Source organism: Paraburkholderia tuberum STM678, assembly GCF_902833905.1.
GTDB classification, from domain to species: Bacteria; Pseudomonadota; Gammaproteobacteria; order Burkholderiales; family Burkholderiaceae; genus Paraburkholderia; species Paraburkholderia tuberum.
The window spans coordinates 48922-73256 of sequence record NZ_CADFGP010000014.1; the positions used below are offsets into that span (position 1 = coordinate 48922).

21 protein-coding genes are annotated in these 24335 nt (G+C 63.8%); 5 read left to right on the forward strand and 16 right to left on the reverse strand.

What is annotated here, in order from left to right:
* Positions 1 to 26: 26 nt before the first annotated feature.
* The 10 genes from iscX to HWY30_RS14595 form a co-directional block, all read right to left on the reverse strand.
* On the reverse strand, positions 27 to 224 hold the full coding sequence (gene iscX, locus HWY30_RS14550) for a Fe-S cluster assembly protein IscX (RefSeq protein WP_027198111.1): 198 nt from the start codon (positions 222 to 224) through the stop codon (positions 27 to 29).
* A gap of 15 nt (positions 225 to 239) precedes the next feature.
* Complete coding sequence (gene fdx, locus HWY30_RS14555) at positions 240 to 581, reverse strand: ISC system 2Fe-2S type ferredoxin (protein ID WP_090800789.1); 342 nt, start codon at positions 579 to 581, stop codon at positions 240 to 242.
* Positions 582 to 769: 188 nt separating this feature from the next.
* Positions 770 to 2641 carry a Fe-S protein assembly chaperone HscA gene (gene hscA, locus HWY30_RS14560; RefSeq protein ID WP_090800790.1) on the reverse strand — a complete coding sequence of 624 codons (1872 nt, stop codon included), beginning with the start codon at positions 2639 to 2641 and terminating at the stop codon, positions 770 to 772.
* A 161-nt stretch (positions 2642 to 2802) separates the two neighbouring features.
* Positions 2803 to 3330 (reverse strand): Fe-S protein assembly co-chaperone HscB, encoded by a 528-nt coding sequence (gene hscB, locus HWY30_RS14565; RefSeq protein ID WP_090800792.1) that lies wholly within the window; start codon positions 3328 to 3330, stop codon positions 2803 to 2805.
* Positions 3331 to 3467: 137 nt separating this feature from the next.
* The gene (gene iscA / locus HWY30_RS14570) at positions 3468 to 3791 is read right to left on the reverse strand and encodes an iron-sulfur cluster assembly protein IscA (RefSeq protein ID WP_090800794.1); all 324 of its coding nucleotides are present in this window, start codon (positions 3789 to 3791) and stop codon (positions 3468 to 3470) included.
* Between the two features lie 78 nt (positions 3792 to 3869).
* The gene (gene iscU, locus HWY30_RS14575) at positions 3870 to 4283 is read right to left on the reverse strand and encodes a Fe-S cluster assembly scaffold IscU (RefSeq protein ID WP_090800797.1); all 414 of its coding nucleotides are present in this window, start codon (positions 4281 to 4283) and stop codon (positions 3870 to 3872) included.
* 72 nt (positions 4284 to 4355) lie between these two features.
* Positions 4356 to 5579 carry an IscS subfamily cysteine desulfurase gene (locus HWY30_RS14580; protein ID WP_090805366.1) on the reverse strand — a complete coding sequence of 408 codons (1224 nt, stop codon included), beginning with the start codon at positions 5577 to 5579 and terminating at the stop codon, positions 4356 to 4358.
* Between the two features lie 83 nt (positions 5580 to 5662).
* Positions 5663 to 6193 (reverse strand): Fe-S cluster assembly transcriptional regulator IscR, encoded by a 531-nt coding sequence (gene iscR, locus HWY30_RS14585; protein ID WP_018417524.1) that lies wholly within the window; start codon positions 6191 to 6193, stop codon positions 5663 to 5665.
* A gap of 163 nt (positions 6194 to 6356) precedes the next feature.
* Positions 6357 to 6854, reverse strand: coding sequence for a low molecular weight protein-tyrosine-phosphatase (locus HWY30_RS14590; protein WP_090800798.1), 498 nt, complete (start codon positions 6852 to 6854; stop codon positions 6357 to 6359).
* A 152-nt stretch (positions 6855 to 7006) separates the two neighbouring features.
* Complete coding sequence (locus tag HWY30_RS14595) at positions 7007 to 7246, reverse strand: hypothetical protein (protein WP_090800800.1); 240 nt, start codon at positions 7244 to 7246, stop codon at positions 7007 to 7009.
* Between the two features lie 275 nt (positions 7247 to 7521).
* Here HWY30_RS14595 and HWY30_RS14600 point away from each other — a divergent pair, with 275 nt between their 5' ends.
* Positions 7522 to 8049, forward strand: coding sequence for a hypothetical protein (locus tag HWY30_RS14600; RefSeq protein ID WP_244144910.1), 528 nt, complete (start codon positions 7522 to 7524; stop codon positions 8047 to 8049).
* A gap of 95 nt (positions 8050 to 8144) precedes the next feature.
* Here HWY30_RS14600 and HWY30_RS14605 read toward each other — a convergent pair whose 3' ends face one another.
* Together HWY30_RS14605 and HWY30_RS14610 are read right to left on the reverse strand one after the other, a co-directional pair.
* Complete coding sequence (locus tag HWY30_RS14605) at positions 8145 to 9560, reverse strand: lactate utilization protein B (RefSeq protein ID WP_090805369.1); 1416 nt, start codon at positions 9558 to 9560, stop codon at positions 8145 to 8147.
* Positions 9561 to 9671: 111 nt separating this feature from the next.
* Entirely contained in the window at positions 9672 to 10394 is a 723-nt protein-coding gene (locus HWY30_RS14610) for a (Fe-S)-binding protein (RefSeq protein WP_090800803.1), read from the reverse strand.
* A 178-nt stretch (positions 10395 to 10572) separates the two neighbouring features.
* Between HWY30_RS14610 and HWY30_RS14615 the strand changes: the two genes are divergently transcribed.
* Positions 10573 to 11403 (forward strand): IclR family transcriptional regulator, encoded by an 831-nt coding sequence (locus HWY30_RS14615; protein WP_090800805.1) that lies wholly within the window; start codon positions 10573 to 10575, stop codon positions 11401 to 11403.
* 142 nt (positions 11404 to 11545) lie between these two features.
* On the opposite strand, the gene pbpG is transcribed toward HWY30_RS14615, so the two are convergent.
* Positions 11546 to 12736, reverse strand: coding sequence for a D-alanyl-D-alanine endopeptidase (gene pbpG, locus HWY30_RS14620; RefSeq protein WP_090800807.1), 1191 nt, complete (start codon positions 12734 to 12736; stop codon positions 11546 to 11548).
* Positions 12737 to 13484: 748 nt separating this feature from the next.
* On the opposite strand from pbpG, the gene HWY30_RS14625 reads away from it, so the two are divergent.
* Complete coding sequence (locus HWY30_RS14625; RefSeq protein WP_013089827.1) at positions 13485 to 14060, forward strand: phasin family protein; 576 nt, start codon at positions 13485 to 13487, stop codon at positions 14058 to 14060.
* A 318-nt stretch (positions 14061 to 14378) separates the two neighbouring features.
* Here the strand turns inward: HWY30_RS14625 and lpdA are convergent, their stop codons facing one another.
* The 3 genes from lpdA to aceE all read right to left on the reverse strand — a co-directional run bounded on the left by lpdA (position 14379) and on the right by aceE (position 20721).
* Complete coding sequence (gene lpdA / locus HWY30_RS14630; RefSeq protein ID WP_090800809.1) at positions 14379 to 16157, reverse strand: dihydrolipoyl dehydrogenase; 1779 nt, start codon at positions 16155 to 16157, stop codon at positions 14379 to 14381.
* 131 nt (positions 16158 to 16288) lie between these two features.
* Positions 16289 to 17941: a dihydrolipoyllysine-residue acetyltransferase gene (gene aceF, locus HWY30_RS14635; protein WP_090800811.1), complete on the reverse strand. Its 1653-nt coding sequence runs from the start codon at positions 17939 to 17941 to the stop codon at positions 16289 to 16291.
* 83 nt (positions 17942 to 18024) lie between these two features.
* Positions 18025 to 20721 (reverse strand): pyruvate dehydrogenase (acetyl-transferring), homodimeric type, encoded by a 2697-nt coding sequence (gene aceE / locus HWY30_RS14640; protein ID WP_090800813.1) that lies wholly within the window; start codon positions 20719 to 20721, stop codon positions 18025 to 18027.
* Positions 20722 to 20996: 275 nt separating this feature from the next.
* Between aceE and fixL the strand changes: the two genes are divergently transcribed.
* On the forward strand, positions 20997 to 23513 hold the full coding sequence (fixL, locus tag HWY30_RS14645) for an oxygen sensor histidine kinase FixL (protein WP_167368661.1): 2517 nt from the start codon (positions 20997 to 20999) through the stop codon (positions 23511 to 23513).
* Entirely contained in the window at positions 23510 to 24154 is a 645-nt protein-coding gene (fixJ, locus tag HWY30_RS14650) for an oxygen response regulator transcription factor FixJ (RefSeq protein WP_018417512.1), read from the forward strand. The genes fixL and fixJ overlap by 4 nt, the downstream gene beginning before the upstream one ends.
* Positions 24155 to 24335 lie beyond the last annotated feature (181 nt).

The window sequence follows — 24335 nt, forward strand, 5'->3', positions numbered from 1 at the left end:
TTCAGTGCAGCCGTTCGAACACGCGTTCAATAATCCGCGTCTTCGATCCATGCCGCCTGAATCGCTTCGAGAATCTTTTCGCTCGAACGGTTCGGATCGTCGTCGAAGCCTTCGAGCTCGGTCACCCAGCGGTGCAGGTCGGTGAAACGCACCTGCTGTGGATCGACGTCCTGATGCTTGTCCGTCAGAGCCATCGCGATGTCTTGCGTATCGGTCCACTTCATGGCGGCACCCTCCTGTTAGTGATTTTCCTTCGCGTGATTGATCGAGTAACGCGGAATTTCGACGACCAGATCCTGCTCGTCCGGCATGACCGCCTGACACGACAAGCGCGAAGCCGGTTCCAGCCCCCATGCCTTGTCCAACAGATCGTCCTCGTCTTCCTCGGATGGCGTCAAGGCGGCGAAACCCTCACGCACGATTACGTGGCAGGTCGTGCACGCGCACGACTTCTCGCACGCATGCTCGATTTCGATACCGTTATCGAGCAGGTTGTCGCAGATGCTCTTGCCGGGAACGGCGTCGATCACCGCGCCTTCCGGGCACAGTTCGACGTGAGGCAGCACAACGATTTGAGGCATACAGTTTCCGTTTGGGTCTGAGGCACGGCGGCTGCCAGCAATGCCGGGTGCAGGCTCCGTGCCATTTTACTGGCGCCGCGCGGACTTTTTAAGTCCGCGCGGGCGCGATCGGTGGTTCGTGGGGGGCGCAGTTCGTGCGTGGCCTGAGCGCGCGTCGCGTGCACGTTGCTGCCGCTACGCTCGCCCGTTCAGATCTCGTCGAGCTTGCGGCCCGACAGCGCGCGGCGAATTCCCTTGTTCATGCGGCGCGCGGCGAATTCGTCGGTGCCTTCGGCGAGCGCCTTCGTCGCGGCTTCGATCGCGCCGACGTCTTCGCCTGGCGCGACGTTGCGCAGCGCGGCGAGCAGCGCGTCGAGTTCGGCGCGTTCGCTGTCGTCGAGCAGCTCGGCGTCGGCGGCGAGCGCCGCGTCGGTCGCTTCGACGAGACGCTGCGCTTCGACCTGTGCCTCGCGCAATGCGCGCGCGCGCATGTCGATTTCAGCGGTCGAAAAGCTGTCTTCGAGCATGCGCGCGATGTCGTCGTCGGCGAGGCCATACGAAGGCTTCACGACGACCGATGCCTCCACGCCCGACGCCAGCTCGCGCGCAAACACCGACAGCAGGCCGTCGGCGTCGACCTGATAGGTCACGCGAATGCGCGCGGCGCCGGCGGCCATCGGCGGAATGCCGCGCAGCTCGAAGCGCGCGAGCGAACGGCAATCGCTGACGAGCTCGCGCTCGCCTTGGACGACGTGAATCGCCATCGCGGTCTGGCCGTCCTTGAAGGTCGTGAAATCCTGCGCACGCGCGACTGGAATCGTCGAGTTGCGCGGAATGATCTTTTCGGTGAGGCCACCCATCGTCTCGACGCCGAGCGACAGCGGAATCACGTCGAGCAGTAGCCATTCGTCGCCTTCCGCCCCGCGGTTGCCGGCCAGCAGATCGGCCTGGATCGCGGCGCCGAGTGCGACGACCTGATCCGGATCGAGATTGACGAGCGGCGGCTGGCCGAAGAACGCCTCGACCGCGCGGCGGATCACCGGCATGCGCGTCGCGCCGCCGACCAGCACGACGCCCTTGATTTCCTTCGTGGTGACCTTCGCGTCGCGCAGCGCCTTTTTCGTCGGGCCCAGCGTGCGTTGCACCAGCGCGGCCGTGATGGTCTCGAAAGTGGCTTCGTCGATCGTCAGATCGAGCGCGGTGCCGTTGGCAAGCGTGAGCTCGAGGGTGGTTTGCGACGCGCTCGACAGCGCCTCCTTGGCCTCGCGCACGCTATCGAGCAGCAGGCGCACGTCGTGCGGCGCGAGCGTCTTTGACGCGATGCCGGCCTGTTCGAGCACATGGCGATATAGCGCATGGTCGAAGTCGTCGCCACCGAGCGCGGAATCGCCGCCCGCCGCGAGCACTTCGAAAACGCCCTTGGTGAGCTTCAGGATCGACAGGTCGAAGGTGCCGCCGCCGAGGTCGTAGACCGCGTACAAACCTTCCGCGCCGTTGTCGAGACCGTAGGCGATCGCCGCAGCGGTCGGTTCGTTGAGCAGACGCAGCACATTCAGCCCCGCGAGGCGCGCGGCGTCCTTGGTCGCCTGGCGCTGCGCTTCGTCGAAGTAAGCGGGCACCGTGATTACCGCGCCGACGAGCTCGTCGCCGAGCGTGTCTTCGGCGCGCTGGCGCAGCGTCGCGAGAATTTCAGCCGACACTTCGACCGGGCTCTTCACGCCGTCGACAGTGCGGATCTGCACCATGCCGGGAGCATCGACGAAGTCGTACGGCGCGTTTTCGGCGCCCTCCACCTCGGCCTTGCCGCGGCCCATGAAGCGCTTGACCGACACGATCGTGTTGCGCGGGTCGGTCGCGGCTTCGGCCTTCGCCCGGCGGCCGATGCGACGGCCGCCCTGCTCCAGGTAACGCACCACCGACGGCAGCAGCACGTGCCCGTCTTCGTCGGGCAGCACATCGGGCACGCCGCTGCGCACGGCGGCGACGAGGGAGTTGGTGGTGCCGAGATCGATACCGACCGCCAGACGCCGCTGGTGAGGCGCCGGCGCCATGCCGGGTTCGGAGATTTGCAGTAAGGCCATCTGGATCTTCTCGGGGACGTTGTGCCCCGTCCTGAATGTTCGCGTTGCTGGGGTGATGCCGCGGCTCGCGGCCGCTCTGGTTTTTTGTTTGTCGCTTAGTACGTCGCTGCCTACTGTTGCTTGCCCGCGCCGCGCTTTTGCGCGCGTCGCGCGAAAGCGCGCTAGCCTTCGAGCCGCTCGATCTGGGCATCGATTTCCGACGCGACGCGCTCGATGAACATCAGCTGCCGCACCGCCTCGCCCGCCGCCTGATTCGCGCCGTGATCGAGCGATGCGCCGAGCTTGTCGAAGCGCCGACGCTCCTCGTCGCGCAACTCGATGAGCAGCGCGTCGAGCGCGTCGACGTTCTTCGCCGCGGCCGCGTCCTCGATGTTCTCGCGCCACTCCATCTGCTGCATCAGGAACGCGGGCTCCATCGCCGTGTTGTTCTCCGCGCCGACGTTGATGCCGCGCAACGACAGCAGATAGGTCGCGCGCTTGAGCGGATCGCGCAGCGTCTGATAGGCCTCGTTCGCGCGCGTCGCCCACTGCATCGCGATACGCTTTTGCGCATCGCCGGCCGCCGCGAAGCGATCCGGATGCACCTGCGCCTGCACGGTGCGGTACGCGTGATCGAGCGTGCTCGCGTCGAGCGCGAATTGCGCCGGCAGACCAAACAGATCGAAGTGGCTGTCGTTCAGCGAGGCCATCGGATTAAAGTCCGTTGATGAAAACTGGTATGGAGAAGTCGGGCCTTGTCAGGCGTGACCGGTTCAGTGGAGCGCGGATCAAACTAAAAAGGCGGCCCGCGCCGCCTTTTATCCGCCGCACGCGGAAGGTAACGAATCTAGACGCGGAACGACTCGCCGCAGCCGCATTCGTCTTTCACGTTCGGGTTGTTGAACCTGAAGCCTTCGTTCAGCCCTTCGCGTGCGAAGTCGAGCTCCGTGCCGTCGATATACGCGAGACTCTTCGGGTCGACGACGACCTTCACGCCGCCCGTCTCGAACACCTGATCTTCAGGCGCGACTTCGTCCACGTACTCGAGCTTGTAGGCGAGGCCCGAGCAACCGGTGGTGCGCACGCCGACGCGCAACCCGATGCCCTTACCGCGGCGGGTCAGATACTTCTGGACGTGCTGTGCTGCCTTTTCGGTCAACGTAATTGCCATAACGTTTCTCAGTTGCCAGAGCGCGCGGCGCGCGTGTCCGCGCTGCGCTCACCGGTTACTCCGTTCTTACCCAGTTGCTCAGGCGGCCTTGCCGTCTTCGGCAAGCGCTGCTTCGCCGTGGCGCTGCTTGTAGTCGGCGACCGCTGCCTTGATCGCGTCTTCCGCGAGGATCGAGCAATGGATCTTCACCGGCGGCAGTGCCAGTTCTTCGGCGATCTGCGTGTTCTTGATCGACATCGCCTGGTCGAGCGTCTTGCCCTTCACCCATTCGGTGACGAGCGAGCTCGATGCGATGGCCGAGCCGCAGCCGTAGGTCTTGAACTTCGCGTCTTCGATGATGCCGTCCGCGCCGACGCGGATCTGCAGCTTCATCACGTCGCCGCAGGCCGGCGCGCCGACCATGCCGGTACCGACCGTGTCGTCGTCCTTCGCGAAGGAACCGACGTTGCGCGGGTTTTCGTAGTGGTCGAGGACCTTGTCGCTATAAGCCATGATTACACTCCTTGATTCGTTTCAACCTGCAATGCGATGAACGTTCGACGTCCGCTTCGTCCAGCCGGCGCGTCAGTGCGCGGCCCACTGGATGGTCGACAGATCGATCCCGTCCTTGTGCATTTCCCACAGCGGCGACAGATCGCGCAGCTTGGAAATCTTCGACTTCAGCAGGTTGATCACGTAGTCGACTTCCTGCTCGGTCGTGAAGCGTCCCACCGTGAAGCGGATCGAGCTGTGCGCGAGTTCGTCGTTGCGGCCAAGCGCGCGCAGCACGTACGACGGCTCCAGCGACGCCGACGTGCACGCCGAACCCGACGACACCGCGACGTCCTTCACCGCCATGATCAGCGATTCGCCTTCGACGAAATTGAAGCTGATGTTCAGGTTGTGCGGCACACGCTTTTCCATGTCGCCGTTCACATACACTTCCTCGATTTGCGACAGGCCTTTCAGTAGCCGGTCACGCAGCATGCGGATGCGCTCGTTTTCGGTCGCCATCTCTTCACGCGCGATACGGAACGCTTCACCCATGCCGACGATCTGGTGCGTGGCGAGCGTGCCCGAACGCATGCCGCGCTCGTGACCGCCGCCGTGCATCTGCGCCTCGATACGGATACGCGGCTTGCGACGCACGTAAAGCGCGCCGATGCCCTTCGGGCCGTAGGTCTTGTGCGCCGAGAACGACATCAGGTCGACCTTCAGCTTCTGCAGATCGATCTGGATCTTGCCGGTGGCCTGCGCCGCGTCGACGTGGAAAATGATGCCCTTCTCGCGCGTGATCTCGCCAATCGCCTCGATGTCCTGGATGACGCCGATCTCGTTGTTGACCGACATCACCGACACCAGAATCGTGTCCGGGCGCAGCGCCGCCTTGAACGCGTCGAGGTCGATCAGACCGTCGTCCTTGACATCCAGATAGGTGACTTCGAAGCCTTCGCGCTCGAGCTCGCGGGTGGTGTCCAGCACCGCCTTGTGCTCGGTCTTCACCGTGATGATGTGCTTTCCCTTGCTCTTGTAGAAGTGCGCGGCACCTTTCAGAGCGAGGTTGTCCGACTCCGTCGCACCCGAGGTCCAGATGATTTCGCGTGGATCGGCGTTCACTAGCGCGGCCACCTGCTCGCGCGCTTCCTCGACTGCGCGCTCGGCGGTCCAGCCATAAGCGTGACTACGCGACGCGGGATTGCCGAACTGCTCGCGCAGATACGGGATCATCTTGTCCACCACACGCGGATCGATCGGCGTCGTGGCGCTGTAGTCCATGTAGATGGGCAGATGGAGAGAGTCGTTATTCATCAATTGCTCCGGGGACGTCATGTGCTCTGGCTTCTGGGTTCGATATGGGGCTGCGGCGAGGGTTTTCTTTTGCGTGCCGCGCTTCACGAACCGGCCATGTTGAAAACGGAATTGGGACCCTTGGGCGCCACGCGCACGGGTTCGACCGCCGGCGCGTCGTTGCGCCTGTCGCGCAGCACGGCCGGCGTGCCTTCGCGCGAACGCTGCTGATCCACTAGATCCTTCAGCGAAACCGAATCGAGGTATTCGACCATTTTCTGGTTCAGCGTCGACCACAGCTCATGCGTCATGCAGTGGCCGTCGTGCTGCTTGGTGCCTTCGCATGTGCCCTTACCGCCGCACTGGGTGGCGTCGAGCGGTTCGTCGACCGCGATGATGATGTCGGCCACCGTCACCTCTTCGGCACGGCGCGCGAGATTGTAGCCACCGCCCGGTCCGCGCACGGATTCGACGATTTCATGACGGCGCAGCTTGCCAAACAGCTGCTCGAGATACGACAGGGAGATGTGTTGGCGCTGGCTGATACCCGCAAGCGTCACCGGGCCCTGCTCCTGGCGCAGCGCCAGGTCGATCATCGCCGTGACGGCGAAACGGCCTTTCGTGGTGAGTCTCATATGATGTGGGAACCGCAATTCTCGACAAGTTTGGTCAAGTATAAATACATGAGCAATTTAGTCAAGTATGGGCGGTAAATTTTGTGTCATTCGCTTAATTGATCGCCATACGTCGACGCCGCGCCCCCACCCGTGTGGTGCGTCTGCGTTCTTCGCCCGATGCCTACGCGAGCAACTGCGGGCGCAGCGCGGCGATCAGCCCGCGGCAGGCTGCTTCGCATTGATCGAGCACCAACTCGAAGCCTTCCGCGCCGCCGAAATACGGATCGACAACCTCTCGCGCGCCGCTCCAGCGGCCATCCGACTCAGGCACGAACTCCATCAGCAGACGGATCTTGTCGCGCTGTGCGCGCGGGCACAGTTGACGCAACGCGGCGACGTTTCGGTCGTCCATGGCAATCAGCAGATCGAACCGCTCGAAGTCCGCGACCGTGATCTGGCGGCCGCGCAGCGCGTCGAGCGCATAGCCGCGCTGGCGGGCCGCGTGTTGCGCGCGTTCGTCGGGCGCCGCGCCGATGTTCCAATTGCCGGTGCCGGCCGAATCGATCAGGATGCAGTCCGCAAGCTTCGCCTCGTCGACCAGATGACGCATCACGCCCTCCGCCGTCGGTGAACGGCAGATATTCCCGAGGCAAACGAAACAGATGGACACAGTTTTCATCAGGGATTTTCGACGCCCGAGGCGCCGCGCGTGAGGTCGTCAGACAGTCAGCGGACTGCGCCGCGATTATACAAATCTCGACAGATTCGCGCCGAGCGGGGCGCAGCCAGCAAGATCAGCGGCTTCGGAGCGTCGCGGTCCGCCGCGCCGGCTTACGATGCCTCGGCGGCCGGCGTCGCCGTGGCGGCACGCATCGGCTTGGCCGGCAATGCCGACGCCGTGTCGATCATGCCGTACGACACCGCGCGTGCGAGTTCGGCGGTCAGATGATTGGCGTCGAGCGGCATCTGCGAAGCGCGCGAAGCGGTTTGGCCGTTGACGTGCAGAAAGGCGAGCACCGCGAGAGGTACAACGATGGCTAGGGGCCAGTACACCGATATTGTCTTTTTCATGATGTGTTTTTCAATTAGGGGCGCATGAGCTTATGACGCACTATGCCCTAACGAAATGCTATAGGAATTCACAATCGGGAAAAACCCGCCCGCGCGGGATAGATCGTTGCTTGATACGAAACAGTCAAGTGAGACCTCTTTGGGGAACGAGTGGCGCATCGCTGGCACACAAAAGTAAAGCTTACAAACGCATACAAAGCCGCCGCGACGGACGGCGACAATGACGGTCTTATTCTTACCCTTACATTTCTTTGCACTGGCATCGGTCCCACAAAATGAAACGCATTGCACCTTCCGTCGGCCTGATGGCCGCCGCGCTGCTCGGCGGCTGCGCGGTCTATCCGAACGGCACGCCGATGTACGGCAACGGCTACGGCGCCTATAGCGGCTACAACGGTTATGACGATTCCGCATACGCGCCGGGTGCCGCGGTCGTGCCGCAAACCAATGTGTACCTCGGCTATGGCGATTACGGTCCGGGACGCTACTACGGCCCGGCGTCGGGCTCCGGCTATCGCGGCTATCCGGATCGCGGTCATCCGAACGACAACGACTGGCACCACGGCGATCACGGCAACGGTCAGGGCAACAATGGCGGCGGTCCTGGACAACCGCACGGCGGCCCGCCGCCGCAGGGCGCAGCGGGCGGTCCGCACGGCCCTGGTGGCGCCAATGGCGGCCCGCACCCCGGCGCGGGCGGCCCGCCGCCGCGCCAGCCGCAAGCCGGCAACGGCGGCGGACGAGGCAACGATTTGGGGAGAAATGCGCCCGCGCGTCAGCCGGGGCAGATGACCGAACATTGAAGACGGAGCGGCGCTGAAGTATCCCGCCGGCTTCTTCGCCCGTTTCGACGGCTGCGCGAGCGCGCAGCCGTCAAACCAATCCCAATGCCGCCCGCTCAGCCAATATGGCTGCGCTGCGCGGCATACAACTCGCGGAACGTACGACCCACCGGCGCCGGCATGTCGCGCGTATCGGTCCAGCCCGCGCCGCCGAGCGGCAGTTTGGCGATCGACCGATTGCGCCCACCCATGCGCTCCAGCACGCGCACGGCGAGTTTGGTAAAGAGCGCATAGGCATCGGGATGCAGCGCGAGCCAGCCCCACAGCGCCAACCCGGCGCGCTCCTTCCACGGCCGCAGGTGTCGCTCCATCTGCTTTTCGCGCAGCTTGCGCAACAGATCGGACAGCGGGATACCGACCGGGCACACGCTATTGCATTCGCCGCATAACGTCGCCGCTTGCGGCAGGTCGAGCGCCTTGTCGATGCCGACATAGCTCGGCGTCAGTACCGACCCCATCGGCCCCGGATAGACCCAGCCATATGCGTGCCCGCCGACCTTCTGATACACCGGGCAATGGTTCATGCACGCGCCGCAGCGGATGCAGCGAAGCATCTCCTGGAAGTCGCCGCCGATCAGCCCTGTGCGGCCACCGTCGACCAGCACCACGTACATATGCTCGGGCCCATCCTGATCGCCCGCGCCACGCGGCCCGGTCAGCATCGAAAAATAGTTCGAGGTGGCCTGGCCGGTTGCCGAACGCGGCAGCAGGCGCATAGCCGTCGCGAGATCCTCGAGCGTCGGCAGCACCTTCTCGATGCCGGTGACAGCGACATGCACGCGCGGCAACACCGTGCACATACCTTCGTTGCCCTCGTTGGTCACGAGCGCGACCGAGCCCGTTTCCGCGATGATGAAATTGCCGCCCGTCACGCCCATGTCCGCGCTCAGAAAATGCGGCCGCAGCATCTCGCGCGCCTCACGCGTCATGTCGGGAATCTCGGTGAGCCGCGGCCGGCCGTGCGTCTTCGCGAACAGATCGGCGATCTCGTCCTTATCCTTGTGAACGACCGGCGCGATGATGTGGCTTGGCGGCTCGTTGTCGTTGATCTGCAGGATGTATTCGCCAAGGTCGGTTTCGATCGACTGCACGCCCATCTGCCCGAGCACTTCGTTCAGACGCATTTCCTCGGTGACCATCGACTTGGTCTTGATCACCTTCTTCACGTCGTGCTTGCGCGCAATGTCGCCGACGAGCCGCGCGGCCTCCTGCGTGGTCTCCGCGAACAGCACAGTCACGCCGCGCCGGGTCGCCTCGCGCTCGAAGGTTTCGAGCCACACGTCGAGATTCTCGAGCGCGCGATCACGGCGCTCCTTGAGCGCGGCCCGCGTCGCGGGGAAATCGATCGCGGTCATCGCGCTCGCGCGCGCCGACACGAACTTCGTGGACAGCTTGGTCAGGTTCTGCTGCAGGCGCTGGTCGGCGAGTTTCTGGCCGGCGCGAGCCTTGAACTGCATCGATTGGACTTGCATGGCGGCCCTGATGAGATCGGATTGAAACGCGCGGCGCATTCGCGCCCGACGCAATGCGTGACAGACAAGATAAACGTGACGCGAACAATGGCGGTGTTCGCCGCGCGGGGATTACACGTCGCCGGCCAGCACCTGTGCGATATGCAGCACGCGCGTCGTCGAGTCGCCGTTGCGGCGCAGCCGCCCTTCGATATTCAACATGCAGCCGAGGTCGCCGAGCACCACCGCACCGGCGCCGCTCGCGGCGATGTTCGCGCACTTTTCGTCGACGATCGCGGTCGAGATATCGCCGTATTTGACCGCGAAAGTGCCGCCGAAGCCGCAGCAATGCTCGCAGCCTTTCATCTCGGTGACCGCGACGCCGACCTGCGCGAGCAGTTCGCGCGGCTGTTCCTTGACGCCCAGTTCGCGCAAGCCCGAACACGAGTCGTGATAAGTCACCTGTCCCGCGAACTCGCCCGGTTGCAACTGCACCTTCGCGACGTTGACGAGGAAATCCGTCAGCTCGAACACCTTGCCGCGCAGGCGGCCGAAACGGTTCATCAGTTCGGGATCGTCGCGGAACACGTCGCCGTAGTGCGCGCGGATCATGCCGCCGCACGAGCCCGACGGCACCACCACATAGTCGAACTGTTCGAACTCGCGCAGCGTTTTCTCGGCAAGGTCGCGCGCGAGGCGGCGGTCTCCCGAGTTATACGCAGGTTGCCCGCAACAGGTTTGCGCGGGCGGCACTACGACCTCGAAACCGGCGCCTTCGATCAGCTTGATGACGGAGAAACCGATCTCGGGACGCATCAGGTCAATCAGGCAAGTGATGAACAATCCGACTCGCATGAGCCCTCCTTGCGGGGAAACGTCCCTGATTATCCGCTGTTTGCCGGTGCAATACCAACGGCCGAAAGGCATAGGAAGCACGCCGCGCCGGATTGGAAGCGCGCCTCGAAGCGTTCGCTTTTTTCACAATACGAGATACAATCAGTTTTCGCTGTTTGACGCATCCACCGATTCTCATATGAGCGATACGAACCCGGATCCCAAAACTTCGATCCAGGTGATCGAACGCATGATGCGCCTGCTCGACGCACTGGCGGCGCATAGCGACCCGGTCAGCCTGAAAGAACTGGCCATCCGCACGGAGCTGCATCCATCCACCGCGCACCGCATCCTGAATGATATGGTGATGTGCCGGCTGGTCGACCGTTCAGACCCCGGCACCTACCGTCTTGGCATGCGCCTGCTCGAACTGGGCAATCTCGTCAAGGCGCGCCTGTCGGTGCGCGACGCGGCGCTCACGCCGATGCGCGAGCTGCACCGCGAAACCGGGCAGACCGTGAACCTGTCGGTGCGTCAGGGCGACGAAATCGTCTATATCGAACGCGCGTATTCGGAGCGCTCGGGCATGCAGGTGGTGCGGGCGATCGGCGGGCGCGCGCCGCTTCATCTGACCTCGGTCGGCAAGCTGTTCCTCGCGGCCGACGAAGCCACCCGCGTGCGTGCCTACGCAACACGCACCGGTCTGTCGGGCCACACGCAGAACAGCATCACCGATCTCGCGAAACTCGAGCGCGAGCTGTCGCATGTGCGCCAGCAGGCCTGCGCGCGCGACAACGAGGAACTGGAGTTGGGCGTGCGCTGCATCGCCGCCGGCATCTACGACGATACCGGCAAGCTGGTCGCGGGGCTGTCGCTGTCGGCGCCGGCCGATCGTTTGCAGGATTCATGGCTCGGGCAGTTGAGCCAGACCGCGTTGATGATTTCGGAATCGCTCGGCTACCGCCCGCAGCCGCAGCAGGACCATGCGCACGGCGGGCACGGCTCACATGGCTCGCACGGCCAGCATTAGTAAAGGGGGCGGCCGCCCAACCGCCGTGCATCCTTTGCCCTCCCGCCGGCGCCATGAAAAAAGCCTCGCATCCGCGAGGCTTTTTCTTTGCCCGTCATCTGCAGCCGGACTGACTACCACCGGCTGAGTATGCGTTGCGGCTTCAGGTACCCGGACCGCCGGCATCGGCGCTCGTGATACGCGGCTGGTCGCCGCCGTTGTCGAGCCACGTACGCAGACGCGTCGCGTCCGCGAAACGCGAGTACTTGCCCGACGAATCGAGCAGCACCAGGATCATCGGCCGGCCGTGGATGGTCGCCTGCATCACGAGACACTCGCCCGCTTCGTTGATGAAGCCGGTCTTCTGCAGACCGATGTCCCACGTCGGGTTGCGCACCAGCGCGTTCGTGCTGTTGTACGCGAGCGTGCGCTTGCCGGTGTACACCTCATAGCTGTGATCGGTCGAGAACTTGCGGATCAACGGGTACTGATACGCCGCGTTGACCATCTTCACGAGATCGCGCGCGCTCGACACGTTCATGCTCGTCAGACCGGTCGGGTTCTCGAAGTGCGTGTCGTTCATGCCGAGCTGCCTGGCCTTCGCGTTCATCGCCGCGAGGAACGCCGGACGGCCGCCCGGGTAGTAGCGCGACAGCGCCGCCGCCGCGCGGTTTTCCGACGCCATCAGCGCGATGTGCAGCATGTCCTCGCGCGACAGCACCGAGCCCACCGACAGACGCGAACCGGTGTTCTTCTCGTAGTCGCGGTCTTCGTCGGTGACTTCGATCTGATCGGTCATCGGCTCTTTCGAATCGAGCACCACCATCGCGGTCATCAGCTTGCTGATCGATGCGATCGGTACCACCGCGCGCGAGTTCTTGTCGAACAGCGTCTCGCCGCTGTTCTGGTCGATCACATAGGCGACGCTCGAGCGCAGCATCAGCGCGTCCGGCGTCTCGTGCAGACCAAACGCCTGGCCGACGCTCGGCTGGCGCGGCTCGTACGCGACGCGTCGCATCACCGAACGGTGTCGGCCGTTCGCCGTGAACGTGACGCGCTTGCGTTTGACGCCGGCGTGCGGGGCATCTTCATCCGCCGCAGCGGCTTTGACGGCCTCACCCTTGCCGGCTTTCGCCGCATGGCTCGACACCTTTCCGGTGGCGGCCGCCTGCGCAGGCTTCCTGGCAGTTTTAGCGTGTTTGGAAGTGTTTGCGGATGCAGCAGACGTAGCTGCAAAAGTGCTGACAGGCGTAGCGAACGCCGCTGCGACGGCCAGCGAGACGGCCACCGATAGAGCGGTGCTGCGCGCCGCGCCGTGGAGCACTTTTAGCGACGAAAACATGTCGGTTTTCATGGGTGTTCGATAGGGAGCGGCGAGAGGTTTCCGCAAGTGTAGTAAAGCAACGAAAAATTAGCAATTTGAAGCACTTATACGCGCTCCTTAAACCGGCTTGTCAGCTCCGATCGCGAAAACACGAATAAGTGCCGCGCCTCGATCGAAAAAAAACGATCGTCGCGCCAGCAAGCCTCGCCATCGCCGCCCGGCCCAATCGAGCAGATCATTGCAGGATAACGGCAATTTTGAGACAACCTTGATTCGGGGAAATACTGTCAGAGCACAGGCGGAAACTACTGCGCCGCGCCATGAAGGCGTTGCGAGCGTGCGACGGACTTTTTTAAGTGTCCGACGAAAGTCGCTAACGCGCGTTCGACTGCCATCGTTCTTTAACGTTCCTTGTCATCTTGTGGTTTACATCGAATTGATGATGATCGGTTTTTTAGGGGCGAATTGCTGCCACACGAAAAAATAATCTCCCGACGGCCTGCTAAACGGTTGGTTTATGTCGCACCAGTACGGTGCAACGAGCAATCGTTCCGCGTCATGTTAATGACATGCCTACTGTATAACCTATTGTTTTGTCGCCATTTTCTTAACATTGTGCGATGCACAAAAAGCGCTTGACATTCCTTGTGGGCATCCTAAAATGGGAACCATTGCTGCGATGCACAAAACATCGCGGTCCGGGGAGACGATAAATCTGCGTCTCGCCACCCACCCAATGCGGTCCGCACAGACCGGCCGCAATCCAGGAGCGTAAACCATGACTCTGCTGACCCCTGAGCAATTCGCCGCAGCCCAGAAAGCCAACTTCGAAACCCTGTTCGGCCTGACGACCAAAGCATTTGAAGGTGTCGAAAAGCTGGTCGAGCTGAACCTGCAAGTTGTGAAGTCGACGCTCGCCGAAAGCCAGGAAAATGCCCAACGCGCGCTGTCCGTGAAGGATGCGCAGGAACTGCTGGCACTGCAAGCAAGCCTCGCCCAGCCGGTGGCTGAAAAGGCGCTGTCGTATGGCCGCCATGTGTACGAAATCGTTTCGGCAACGCAGGGTGAATTCACCCGCGTCGCGGAAGCGCAATTCGAAGAGCAAAACCGCAAGGTTCAGGCGCTCGTCGAAAACGTCGCCAAGAACGCGCCGGCCGGTTCGGAAACCGCTGTCGCCGTGATGAAGTCGGCTATCACCGCCGCCAACACCACGTACGAAACGGTCCACAAGGCAACCCGCCAGGCTGTCGAAATCGCCGAAAGCAACTTCAACGCAGCTGCAACGGCCGCTTCGAAGGCAGCTTCGCAAGCCGCTGCGCAAGCATCGCGCGCCGCCGCCAAGAAGGCCGTCTAAGCTTCACGCGTCAACACGCCAGGCTTTATGCCTCGCGTCGTCTTTCACGCCGGCCCAGCCTATGCGCTGCGCCGGCGTTATCGCAAGCAACAGCGTCGTGCCGTTGCCGCTTATACGGTTTGATGAGCCGAACGCTCCGATACGTTGCAATGGCGTATCGTTTGCCCGGCCGCCAAGCCGGGATTTTTTTGCCCGCCACTGGCCGCCACGAAAACAGAAACGGCGCGCTCCGCCATGGAGCGCGCCGTTTTTCTTTGCCGTACGGCTCGACCGGCTTTGCCGCGCCCGCATGTCGTCACGCAGGCGCGGCGCACCGCGTTACTTCTTCTTGACGGGCGGCAGATCGGTACAGACGCCTTCATACAACTCGGCCGCCATGCCGATCGATTCGCCGAGCGTCGGATGCGGATGGATCGTCTTGCCGATATCCGTTGCGTCCGCGCCCATCTCGATCGCGAGACAGACTTCGCTGATCAGGTCGCCCGCATTCAGACCGACGATACCGCCGCCGATCACGCGATGCGTTTGCTCATCGAACAGCAGCTTCGTGAAGCCCTCGTCGCGACCGTTGGCGATCGCGCGACCCGATGCGGCCCACGGAAACACCGCCTTGCCGAACTTGACGCCTTCGGCTTTCAGCTGGTCTTCCGTCTTGCCGGCCCATGCCACTTCCGGATCGGTGTAGGCCACCGACGGAATCTGCAGCGCGTCGAAGTACGCCTTCTCGCCATGCGCGGCTTCCGCCGCCACGTGGCCTTCGTGCACGGCCTTGTGCGCAAGCATCGGCTGACCGACGATGTCGCCGATCGCGAAGATGTGCGGCACATTCGTGCGCTGTTGCCTGTCGACTTCGATGAAGCCGCGATCCGTCGCCGCGACGCCGGCCTTTTCCGCGCCGATCCGCTTGCCGTTCGGCGAGCGGCCGACGGCCACCAGCACGAGGTCGTAGCGTTGCGGCTCGGCCGGCGCCTGCTCGCCCTCGAACGACACGTAGATGCCGTCGTCCTTCGCTTCGGCGGCGATGGTCTTGGTTTTCAGCATCACGTTCGCGAAACGCTTGCTGTTGTACTTCTCCCAGACCTTGACCAGATCGCGGTCCGCGCCGGCCATCAGGACGTCGAGCATTTCGACCACGTCGATGTTCGCGCCGAGCGTCGAGTACACGGTTGCCATTTCGAGACCGATGATGCCGCCGCCGATCACGAGCATGCGCTGCGGAATCTGGCGCAGTTCGAGCGCGCCGGTCGAATCGACCACCCGCGGATCTTCCGGAATGAACGGCAGCTTCACCGCTTCCGAGCCCGCTGCGATGATCGCCTGGTTGAACCTGACGACCTTCTTGCCGCCCTCGGTCTGCACTTCCATGTGGTTCGGATCGACGAACGCACCCGTACCGACCACCACTTCGACCTTGCGCGCCTTCGCCATGCCGGCGAGACCGCCGGTCAGCTTCTTGACCACGCCGGACTTGAAATCGCGCAGCTTGTCGAGATCGATCTGCGGCTTGCCGAACGTGATGCCGTGCGCGGCAAGATCAGCCGCTTCGTCGATGACGAGCGCGGTGTGCAGCAGCGCCTTCGACGGGATGCAGCCGACGTTCAGACACACGCCGCCGAGCGTCGGATAACGCTCGACCAGCACGGTCTTCATGCCGAGGTCGGCTGAGCGGAACGCGGCCGAATAACCGCCGGGGCCCGAACCGAGCACGAGCATGTCGCACTCGATGTCGGCGCTGCCCGAATAGCTGCCGGCTTGCGCACCCGCTGCCGCGGCCTTCGGCGCCGCAGCGGCAGGCGCCGGCGCGGGAGCCGCCTTCTCGGGCGCTTTCGGCTCCGCAGCGGCCGCAGCCGCGCCGCCCGCCGTTGCCTCGACGAGCGCGATGACCGTGCCCTGCGAGACCTTGTCGCCCGGCTTGATACGCACTTCCTTGACGGTGCCGGCGGTATCGCTCGGCACTTCCATCGACGCCTTGTCGGATTCGAGCGTCAGCAGCGACTGCTCTTTTTCGATGGTGTCGCCCGGCTTGATGTTGACTTCGATGACGTCGACGTCCTTGAAGTCACCGATGTCCGGCACTTTTACTTCGACGAGACTCATGGTGTCCCCTTCTCTTATTGATCGATGATGAGCGGCGCCTTCGACGCGCACAGCGCACGCGAACGCGCGGACGGCGCGACGCGGATCGGTCGAAACCATCCGCGCCCGCGCCGGCGGACCTCACCAGCCGGTCAAAGAATCACACGCCGGAAATCGGCAAGAATCGAACCGAGGTATGCGTTGAAGCGCGCGGCTTCCGCTCCGTCGATCACGCGATGGTCGTACGACAGCGACAGCGGCATGGTCAGGCGCGGCTCGAACTGCTTGCCGTCCCACACCGGCTTCATCGCGCTGCGTGACAGGCCGAGAATCGCGACTTCAGGCGCATTGATGATCGGCGTGAAGTGCGTGCCGCCGATACCGCCCAGCGACGAGATCGAGAAGCAGCCGCCCTGCATCTGGTCCGGCTTCAGCTTGCCCTCGCGCGCGGCCTTCGACAGGTCGGCCATTTCCTTCGCGATGTCGACGAGGCCCTTCTTGTCCGCGTCGCGAATCACCGGCACCATGAGGCCGTTCGGCGTGTCAGCGGCAAAACCGATGTGGTAGTACTGCTTGAACACCAGGTTGTCGCCGTCGAGGCTCGCGTTGAAGGTCGGGAATTTCTTCAGGGCCGCCACGCAGGCCTTGATCACGAACGCGAGCATCGTGAACTTGACGCCCGCCTTCTCGTGTTCCTTGTTCAGCTTGACGCGCAGCGCTTCGAGCTCGGTGATGTCCGCTTCGTCGTTGTTCGTGACGTGCGGAATCATGACCCAGTTGCGATGCAGGTTCGCGCCCGAGATCTTCTTGATACGCGACAACGGCTTCGGATCGATCGGACCGAACTTCGTGAAGTCGACCTTCGGCCACGGCAGCAGATTCAGCTCGCCACCGCCGGCGGCCGGCGCGGCCGCACCAGCCGGCGCCGCGCGCTGGCCCGTCATCACGCCCTTCACGAACGCGGTCACGTCGGCCTGCGTAATGCGGCCCTTCGGACCGGTGCCCTTCACCTGGCCGACGTCCACCCCGAGTTCGCGCGCGAACTTGCGCACCGACGGCGACGCATGGCTCGGATGACGCGAGCCGCCTTCTCCAGCCGGGATCAACGGCGCCTGCGCGAGCGCGGACGGCGCGGCCGGTGCCGGGGTCGGCGTGGCCGGCGCGTCGAACGGCTTTTCAGTCGGCGCCTTCGCGGCCGGTGCCGGCCCGGGTGCCGGGGCAGCGCCGCCTTCCGCTTCGATCACGACGATGACCGAGCCTTCCGACACGGTATCGCCAACCTTCACCTTCACTTCCTTGACGACGCCGGCGGCCGAGCTGGGCACATCCATCGTCGCCTTGTCGGATTCGAGCGTGACGAGCGACTGTTCCTTCTCGACACGATCGCCGACCTTCACCGCGATCTCGATCACGGGAACGTCTTTGTAGTCGCCGATATCCGGCACCTTGATTTCCTGCACGCCACCGCCTGCCGCCGCGGGTGCGGGCGCCGCAGCGGGAGCTGCCGCCGGCGCAGGAGCAGGAGCCGGTGCGGCAGCCGGCGCGGGCGCCGCGGCAGCGGCGTTGGCGCCTTCGAGCACGATGATCAGCGTGCCTTCGGACACCGCATCGCCGACCTTGACCTTCACTTCCTTGACGACGCCGTCGGCCGAGCTCGGCACGTCCATCGTCGCCTTGTCGGATTCCAGCGTAACGAGCGATTGCTCTTTTTCGACGGTGTCACCCGCCTTCACCAGCACCTCGATCACAGGGACGTCCTTGTAATCGCCGATGTCCGGCACCTTGACTTCGATCGCTTGACTCATTGTTAGTGTCTCCTGGGCCGCGCACGCCGCCGGCCCCTCGCGATGAGGAGCAAGCGCGTGCATCGTGGCACACGGGTGATGCCTTAGACGGTCATCGGGTTGGGTTTGGCGGGATCAAGGTTGTACTTCTTGAGCGCCTCGGCGACCACCTTGCGTTCGATCGTGCCTTCGTCCGCCAGCGCGTTCAGCGCGGCGACCGTGACCCAGTAGCGATCGACTTCGAAGAAGTGACGCAGCTTCTCGCGCGTGTCCGAACGGCCGTAGCCGTCAGTGCCCAGCACGACGAACTTCTGCGGCACGAACGCGCGGATCTGCTCGCTCAGCGCGCGCACGTAGTCGGTCGATGCGATGACCGGACCCGGCGCATCCTTCAACAGCTTCTCGACGTGCGACAGCTTCTTCTCTTCGGTCGGGTGCAACAGGTTCCAGCGCTGCACTTCGTGACCTTCGCGCGCGAGCTCGGTGAAGCTCGGCACGCTCCACAGGTCGGCGTTGACGCCCCAGTCGTTTTTCAGCAGGTCGGCCGCGGCGATCACTTCGTTGAAGATCGTGCCCGCGCCCATCAGTTGCACGTGCGGCGCCTTTTTATCGGCTGCGGTCTTGCTGAACGAGTACATGCCCTTGATGATGTCGGCCGCCACGGTCTCGCCCTGCGGGATCGCCGGGTGCTCGTAGTTCTCGTTCATCACGGTGACGTAGTAGTAGACGTCTTCCTGGTCGGCGACCATGCGGCGCAGACCGTCCTGCACGATGACCGCGAGTTCGTAGCCGAACGTCGGGTCGTAGCTGATGCAGTTCGGCACCGAAGCCGCCCACATCAGCGAGTGGCCGTCTTCGTGTTGCAGGCCTTCGCCGTTCAGCGTCGTGCGGCCCGCCGTGCCGCCCAGCAGGAAGCCGCGCGAGCGCATGTCGCCAGCGGCCCATGCGAGGTCGCCGATGCGCTGGAAGCCGAACATCGAGTAGAAGATGTAGAACGGGATCATGATCTCGCCGTGCGTCGAGTACGACGTCGCGGCCGCGATCCAGTCGGCCATGCCGCCGGCTTCGTTGATGCCCTCCTGCAGGATCTGACCGGTCTCCGACTCACGGTAGAACATCAGCTGGTCGGAATCTTCCGGCACGTACTTCTGGCCGTCCTGATTCCAGATACCGATCTGACGGAACAGACCTTCCATGCCGAACGTACGCGATTCATCCGGCACGATCGGCACGACGCGCTTGCCGAGCGTCTTGTCCTTCAGCAGGATGTTCAGGATCCGCACGAACGCCATCGTCGTGGAGATCTCGCGGCCTTCGCCCGTGCCCTTCAACAGCGGCTCGAATGCCGACAGTTCCGGCACCGGCAGCGACTCGGCCTTCTGACGACGCGCCGGCAGATAGCCGCCCAGGTCCATGCGCTTTTGGCGCATGTACTCGAGTTCCTTCGAGCCTTCCTCGAACGTCAGGTACGGCACGTCGACGATCTGCTCGTCCGTGATCGGCAGACGGAACTGGTCGCGGAACTTCTTCAGCTGCTCCACCTGCATCTTCTTCTGCTGGTGGGTGATGTTCATCGCCTGGCCGGCTTCGCCCATGCCGTAGCCCTTGATCGTCTTCGCGAGGATGACGGTCGGCTGGCCCTTCGAATTCGTCGCTTCCGTGAACGCCGCGTAGATCTTGTGCGGATCATGGCCGCCGCGGTTCAGATTCCAGATGTCGTCGTCGGACCAGTCGGCGACCAGCGCCTTCAGCTCCGGCGTGTTGAAGAAGTGTTCGCGCACGAACGCGCCCGACTCCGACTTGTACGTCTGGTACTCGCCGTCGACGACTTCCATCATGCGGCGCATCAGCGCGCCCGACTTGTCGCGCGCGAACAGCGCATCCCAGCGGCTGCCCCAGATGACCTTGATGACGTTCCAGCCGGCGCCGCGGAATTCGCTTTCGAGTTCCTGGATGATCTTGCCGTTGCCACGCACCGGACCGTCGAGACGCTGCAGGTTGCAGTTGATCACGAACACGAGGTTGTCCAGACGCTCGCGGCCGGCCATGCCGATCGCGCCGAGCGATTCCGGCTCGTCCGTTTCGCCGTCGCCGAGGAAGGCCCAGACCTTGCGGCCGTCGGTCTTCGCGATGCCGCGCGCCTGCAGGTACTTCATGAAGCGCGCCTGGTAGATCGCCATGATCGGGCCCAGGCCCATCGACACGGTCGGGAATTGCCAGAAGTCCGGCATCAGCCACGGATGCGGATACGACGAGATGCCCTCGCCGCCGACTTCCTGGCGGAAGTTGTCGAGCTGCTTGTCGGTCAGGCGACCGAGCAGGAACGCACGCGAGTAGACACCCGGCGACGAGTGGCCCTGCACGAACACGAGGTCACCGCCGTGCTCGGCCGACGGTGCGTGCCAGAAGTGGTTGTAGCCGACGTCGTACAGCGTGGCGGCCGATGCGAACGACGCGATGTGGCCGCCGACGTTGGTTTCCTTGCCGGCGCGCAGCACCATCGCCATCGCGTTCCAGCGGGTGTACGAGCGGATACGGTGTTCGATGTCCTGGTCGCCGGGGTTCTTGGCCTGGCGCGCGACCGGAATCGTGTTGATGTAAGGGGTGTTAGCGGAGAACGGCAGATGTTCGCCGTGCACGCGTGCGAATTCGATCTGTTTTTCGATCAGGTAGTGGGCACGGTCAGGGCCTACTGCAGAAATCACGCCATCCAGCGCTTCCAGCCATTCGCCGGTTTCCTGGGGATCGTCGTCTTTATCGGCGGCGACATATTTCATGACTTCGTCGGGTACAGCGGACATGCTCGTCTCCTGGGTATGGGGAACGCACTTTGAACAGACGACGCGGACGCAGGAATGGCCGCGGCAGCTCCGGCCGATTGTAATAAGGGTCCCGACGTCAGCGCAACCAAATTTTCAAATTACGAGATCAATTCTCATAATGCGGAAAATTGCTGCGACGCAACCTGGTTTGACTGCCGATCGACTGATCCGCCGGCTAGTTTGCGCCGATTAACTGCACTTTCCGTGCTTTTTTGCGCCATTTGTCGGGGACGTGCTGAGCTACAATGCCACGCATGTTGACCGAACGGCTCTTCTCTCGCTCGGCGCGCACCGCGGGTTCGCCGGCGGATTCGTCGCCGTCCTCGCGCTGGCACCACGGACCCTGGTGGTCCAATTCCTATTTGCTGACGCCGCTCCTGTCGATCCTGGTGTTCCTGGTCGTCATGAGCCTGATTCTGTGGAGTCTGAACCGGCGCGAGCAGCAACAGCAGGAAGACACGCTGTACCGCAACGTCGCGTGGGCGCAGCAGCAGATCCGCCTGTCGATGACGGGCGCGCAAGAGCAGATCCAGGCACTCGCGCGCGACCTCGCCGCCGGCCATGCCGACGAGCATTCGTTCCAGGTGAGCACCACGGACATCATGCAGGGGCATCCTGAGATCCTCTACATGAACTGGTACACGGGCCAGCAGCAGCCGCGCTGGCCCAACGCCGCGCCGCCGGTGCTCGGCCAGCGGCTCGCGCGTCCGAACGACGCGCAGATGGACGAAGCTGTCAAGGCCGGCTTCGCCGAGGCGCGCAACACGCGCCGCCAGGTGTACTCGCCGCTCATCTACGACGACCTCGGCAACGGCTTCATCACGCTGCAAACGCCGATCTTCCGCGACCGCGATTTCCTCGGCACCATCGCCGCGGTGTTCTCGGTGGAAGGCATTCTGAAGCGCGACATCCCGCCCGAGCTGTCGGCCAAATACAAGATCTCGATCATCGACGCGAACAACCGCGAGTTGACCACCACGTCGACCCGCCCGCGCCTGCCGCGCGACATGTTCTACGACCTGCCGCTCGACCCGCCGGGCCAGGGCATTTCGGTGCGCGTGTACGCGTTCCCGCAGATCACCAACTTCACGAACAACACGCTGGTGTGGCTGGTGGCCGGCCTCTCCTGCTTCGTACTGTGGAGCCTGTGGAGTCTGTGGAAGCACACGCGCCAGCGCTTCGAGGCGCAGCAGGCGCTCTACGCGGAAGCGTTTTTCCGCCGCGCGATGGAAAACTCCGTGCTGATCGGCATGCGCGTGCTCGACATGCACGGCCGCATCACGCACGTGAACCCGGCGTTCTGCCGCATGACCGGCTGGGACGAAAGCGACCTCGTCGGCAAGAGCGCGCCGTTCGCCTACTGGCCGCGCGACGCGTACCCCGAGATGCAGCGTCAGCTCGACATGACGCTGCGCGGCAAGGCGCCCTCGTCCGGCTTCGAGCTGCGCGTGCGGCGCAAGGACAGCTCGACGTTCCACGCGCGGCTCTACGTGTCGCCGCTGATCGACAGCTCGGGCCGCCAGACCGGCTGGATGTCGTCGATGACCGACATCACCGAGCCGAAGCGCGCGCGCGAAGAGCTCGCCGCCGCCCACGAACGCTTCACGACCGTGCTCGAAAGCCTCGACGCGGCAGTGTCCGTGCTCGCCGCCGACGAAGCCGAGCTGCTGTTCGCGAACCGCTATTACCGGCATCTGTTCGGCATCCGCCCGGACGGCCACCTCGAACTCGCGGGCGGCGGCTTCGACGCCTCGCAGGCGTCGTCCGATTCGATCGACATGGTCGACACCTTCGTCGGCCTGCCCGCCGCCGCGCTGACCGAAAGCACCGCCGACGCGCAGGAAATCTACATTCCCGGCATCCAGAAGTGGTTCGAGGTGCGACGCCAGTACATCCAGTGGGTCGACGGCCATCTCGCGCAGATGCAGATCGCGACCGACATCACGACCCGCAAGCGCGCGCAGGAACTCGCGCGCCAGCAGGACGAAAAGCTGCAGTTCACGAGCCGCCTGATGACGATGGGTGAAATGGCCTCGTCGCTCGCGCACGAACTGAACCAGCCGCTCGCCGCCATCAATAACTATTGCTCCGGAACCGTCGCACTGGTTAAATCCGGTCGAACGACGCCCGACAATCTGCTGCCGGTGCTCGAAAAGACCGCGCAGCAGGCGGTGCGCGCCGGCATGATCATCAAGCGTATCCGCGAGTTCGTGAAGCGCAGCGAGCCGAAGCGGCAGGCCACGCGGGTCGCGGATATCGTCGCGGACGCGGTGGGTCTCGCCGAAATCGAGGCAAGGAAGCGGCGCATTCGCATCGTTACCGATCTGCGCTCGCGGCTGCCGGTGATCTACGTCGATCCGGTGCTGATCGAGCAGGTGCTCGTGAACCTGCTGAAGAACGGCGTCGAAGCGATGGCCGAAGCGCGCCCGAACGCGGTCGACCCGGTCATCCGCGTGGTCGTGCGACTGGAGAGCGGCTTCGTCTGCATCAGCGTCGTCGACCAGGGGCCCGGCGTCGACGAAGCGACCGCCGAGCGGCTGTTCGAACCGTTTTACAGCACCAAGTCCGATGGCATGGGCATGGGGCTGAACATTTGCCGTTCGATTATCGAATCGCACCGCGGCCGTCTGTGGGTGGTCAACAACGTCGAATCCGACGGCCACATCACGGGCGCCACGTTCCATTGCAGTCTGCCCATTGGGGAGCCTGACGGCCCGAGCAACGGCGGGTCCGAGGCGCCGATACCACAAACCGTTACGGGAGAGCTATGAACAGCCCAGTCACCACACAGGAAACCGTGTTTGTCGTCGACGACGACGAGGCCGTGCGAGATTCGCTGCGCTGGCTGCTGGAGGCGAACGGCTACCGCGTTCAGTGCTTCTCGAGCGCCGAGCAGTTCATCGACGCATGGCAGCCGCATCAGCATCCGGGCCAGATCGCGTGTCTGATCCTCGACGTGCGGATGTCCGGCATGAGCGGGCTCGAGTTGCAGGAACGCCTGATCGCCGACAACGCGTCGCTGCCGATCATCTTCGTGACGGGCCACGGCGACGTGCCGATGGCGGTGTCGACGATGAAAAAAGGCGCGATGGACTTCATCGAAAAGCCGTTCGACGAAGCCGAACTGCGCAAGCTCGTCGAGCGCATGCTCAACAAGGCACGCAGCGAAAGCACCAGCGTCCAGCAGCAGCGCGCCGCGGCCGAGCGCCTCGGCAAGTTGACCGCGCGCGAGCATCAGGTGCTCGAGCGGATCATCGCGGGCCGCCTGAACAAGCAGATCGCCGACGACCTCGGCATCAGCATCAAGACGGTCGAAGCGCATCGCGCGAACATCATGGAAAAGCTGAACGTCAACACGGTCGCCGATCTGCTGCGACTCGCGCTGTCGAACAAGCCGCAAACGGCGCAGTAACAGAGGCACGGGCGGCCTTTCGTTCGGAGGGGCCGTTGGTACGTGGCCGCCATCCGTGGCGGTTGCGTCGCCGGTTCGCGACTGCCTGACCGACGCCGAGTCCGGCGTGCGGGTGGCGCGCGAGCGGCCTGCCCCGCCGCTCGCAGTGCGCTTCCTGGCCGCCACAGGACCGCCGCCACAG

Coding starts and splice junctions, on each gene's coding strand:
- lpdA (WP_090800809.1), bottom strand. CDS start 16,157: ATGAGTCTCGTCGAAGTAAAAGTGCCGGACATCGGTGACTTCAAGGAC.
- fdx (WP_090800789.1), bottom strand. CDS start 581: ATGCCTCAAATCGTTGTGCTGCCTCACGTCGAACTGTGCCCGGAAGGC.
- fixL (WP_167368661.1), top strand. CDS start 20,997: ATGTTGACCGAACGGCTCTTCTCTCGCTCGGCGCGCACCGCGGGTTCG.
- HWY30_RS14605 (WP_090805369.1), bottom strand. CDS start 9,560: ATGCAAGTCCAATCGATGCAGTTCAAGGCTCGCGCCGGCCAGAAACTC.
- iscU (WP_090800797.1), bottom strand. CDS start 4,283: ATGGCTTATAGCGACAAGGTCCTCGACCACTACGAAAACCCGCGCAAC.
- HWY30_RS14580 (WP_090805366.1), bottom strand. CDS start 5,579: ATGAATAACGACTCTCTCCATCTGCCCATCTACATGGACTACAGCGCC.
- HWY30_RS14595 (WP_090800800.1), bottom strand. CDS start 7,246: ATGAAAAAGACAATATCGGTGTACTGGCCCCTAGCCATCGTTGTACCT.
- hscA (WP_090800790.1), bottom strand. CDS start 2,641: ATGGCCTTACTGCAAATCTCCGAACCCGGCATGGCGCCGGCGCCTCAC.
- iscR (WP_018417524.1), bottom strand. CDS start 6,193: ATGAGACTCACCACGAAAGGCCGTTTCGCCGTCACGGCGATGATCGAC.
- HWY30_RS14600 (WP_244144910.1), top strand. CDS start 7,522: ATGAAACGCATTGCACCTTCCGTCGGCCTGATGGCCGCCGCGCTGCTC.
- HWY30_RS14590 (WP_090800798.1), bottom strand. CDS start 6,854: ATGAAAACTGTGTCCATCTGTTTCGTTTGCCTCGGGAATATCTGCCGT.
- aceF (WP_090800811.1), bottom strand. CDS start 17,941: ATGAGTCAAGCGATCGAAGTCAAGGTGCCGGACATCGGCGATTACAAG.
- fixJ (WP_018417512.1), top strand. CDS start 23,510: ATGAACAGCCCAGTCACCACACAGGAAACCGTGTTTGTCGTCGACGAC.
- HWY30_RS14615 (WP_090800805.1), top strand. CDS start 10,573: ATGAGCGATACGAACCCGGATCCCAAAACTTCGATCCAGGTGATCGAA.
- pbpG (WP_090800807.1), bottom strand. CDS start 12,736: ATGAAAACCGACATGTTTTCGTCGCTAAAAGTGCTCCACGGCGCGGCG.
- HWY30_RS14610 (WP_090800803.1), bottom strand. CDS start 10,394: ATGCGAGTCGGATTGTTCATCACTTGCCTGATTGACCTGATGCGTCCC.
- HWY30_RS14625 (WP_013089827.1), top strand. CDS start 13,485: ATGACTCTGCTGACCCCTGAGCAATTCGCCGCAGCCCAGAAAGCCAAC.
- iscA (WP_090800794.1), bottom strand. CDS start 3,791: ATGGCAATTACGTTGACCGAAAAGGCAGCACAGCACGTCCAGAAGTAT.
- aceE (WP_090800813.1), bottom strand. CDS start 20,721: ATGTCCGCTGTACCCGACGAAGTCATGAAATATGTCGCCGCCGATAAA.
- hscB (WP_090800792.1), bottom strand. CDS start 3,330: ATGGCCTCGCTGAACGACAGCCACTTCGATCTGTTTGGTCTGCCGGCG.
- iscX (WP_027198111.1), bottom strand. CDS start 224: ATGAAGTGGACCGATACGCAAGACATCGCGATGGCTCTGACGGACAAG.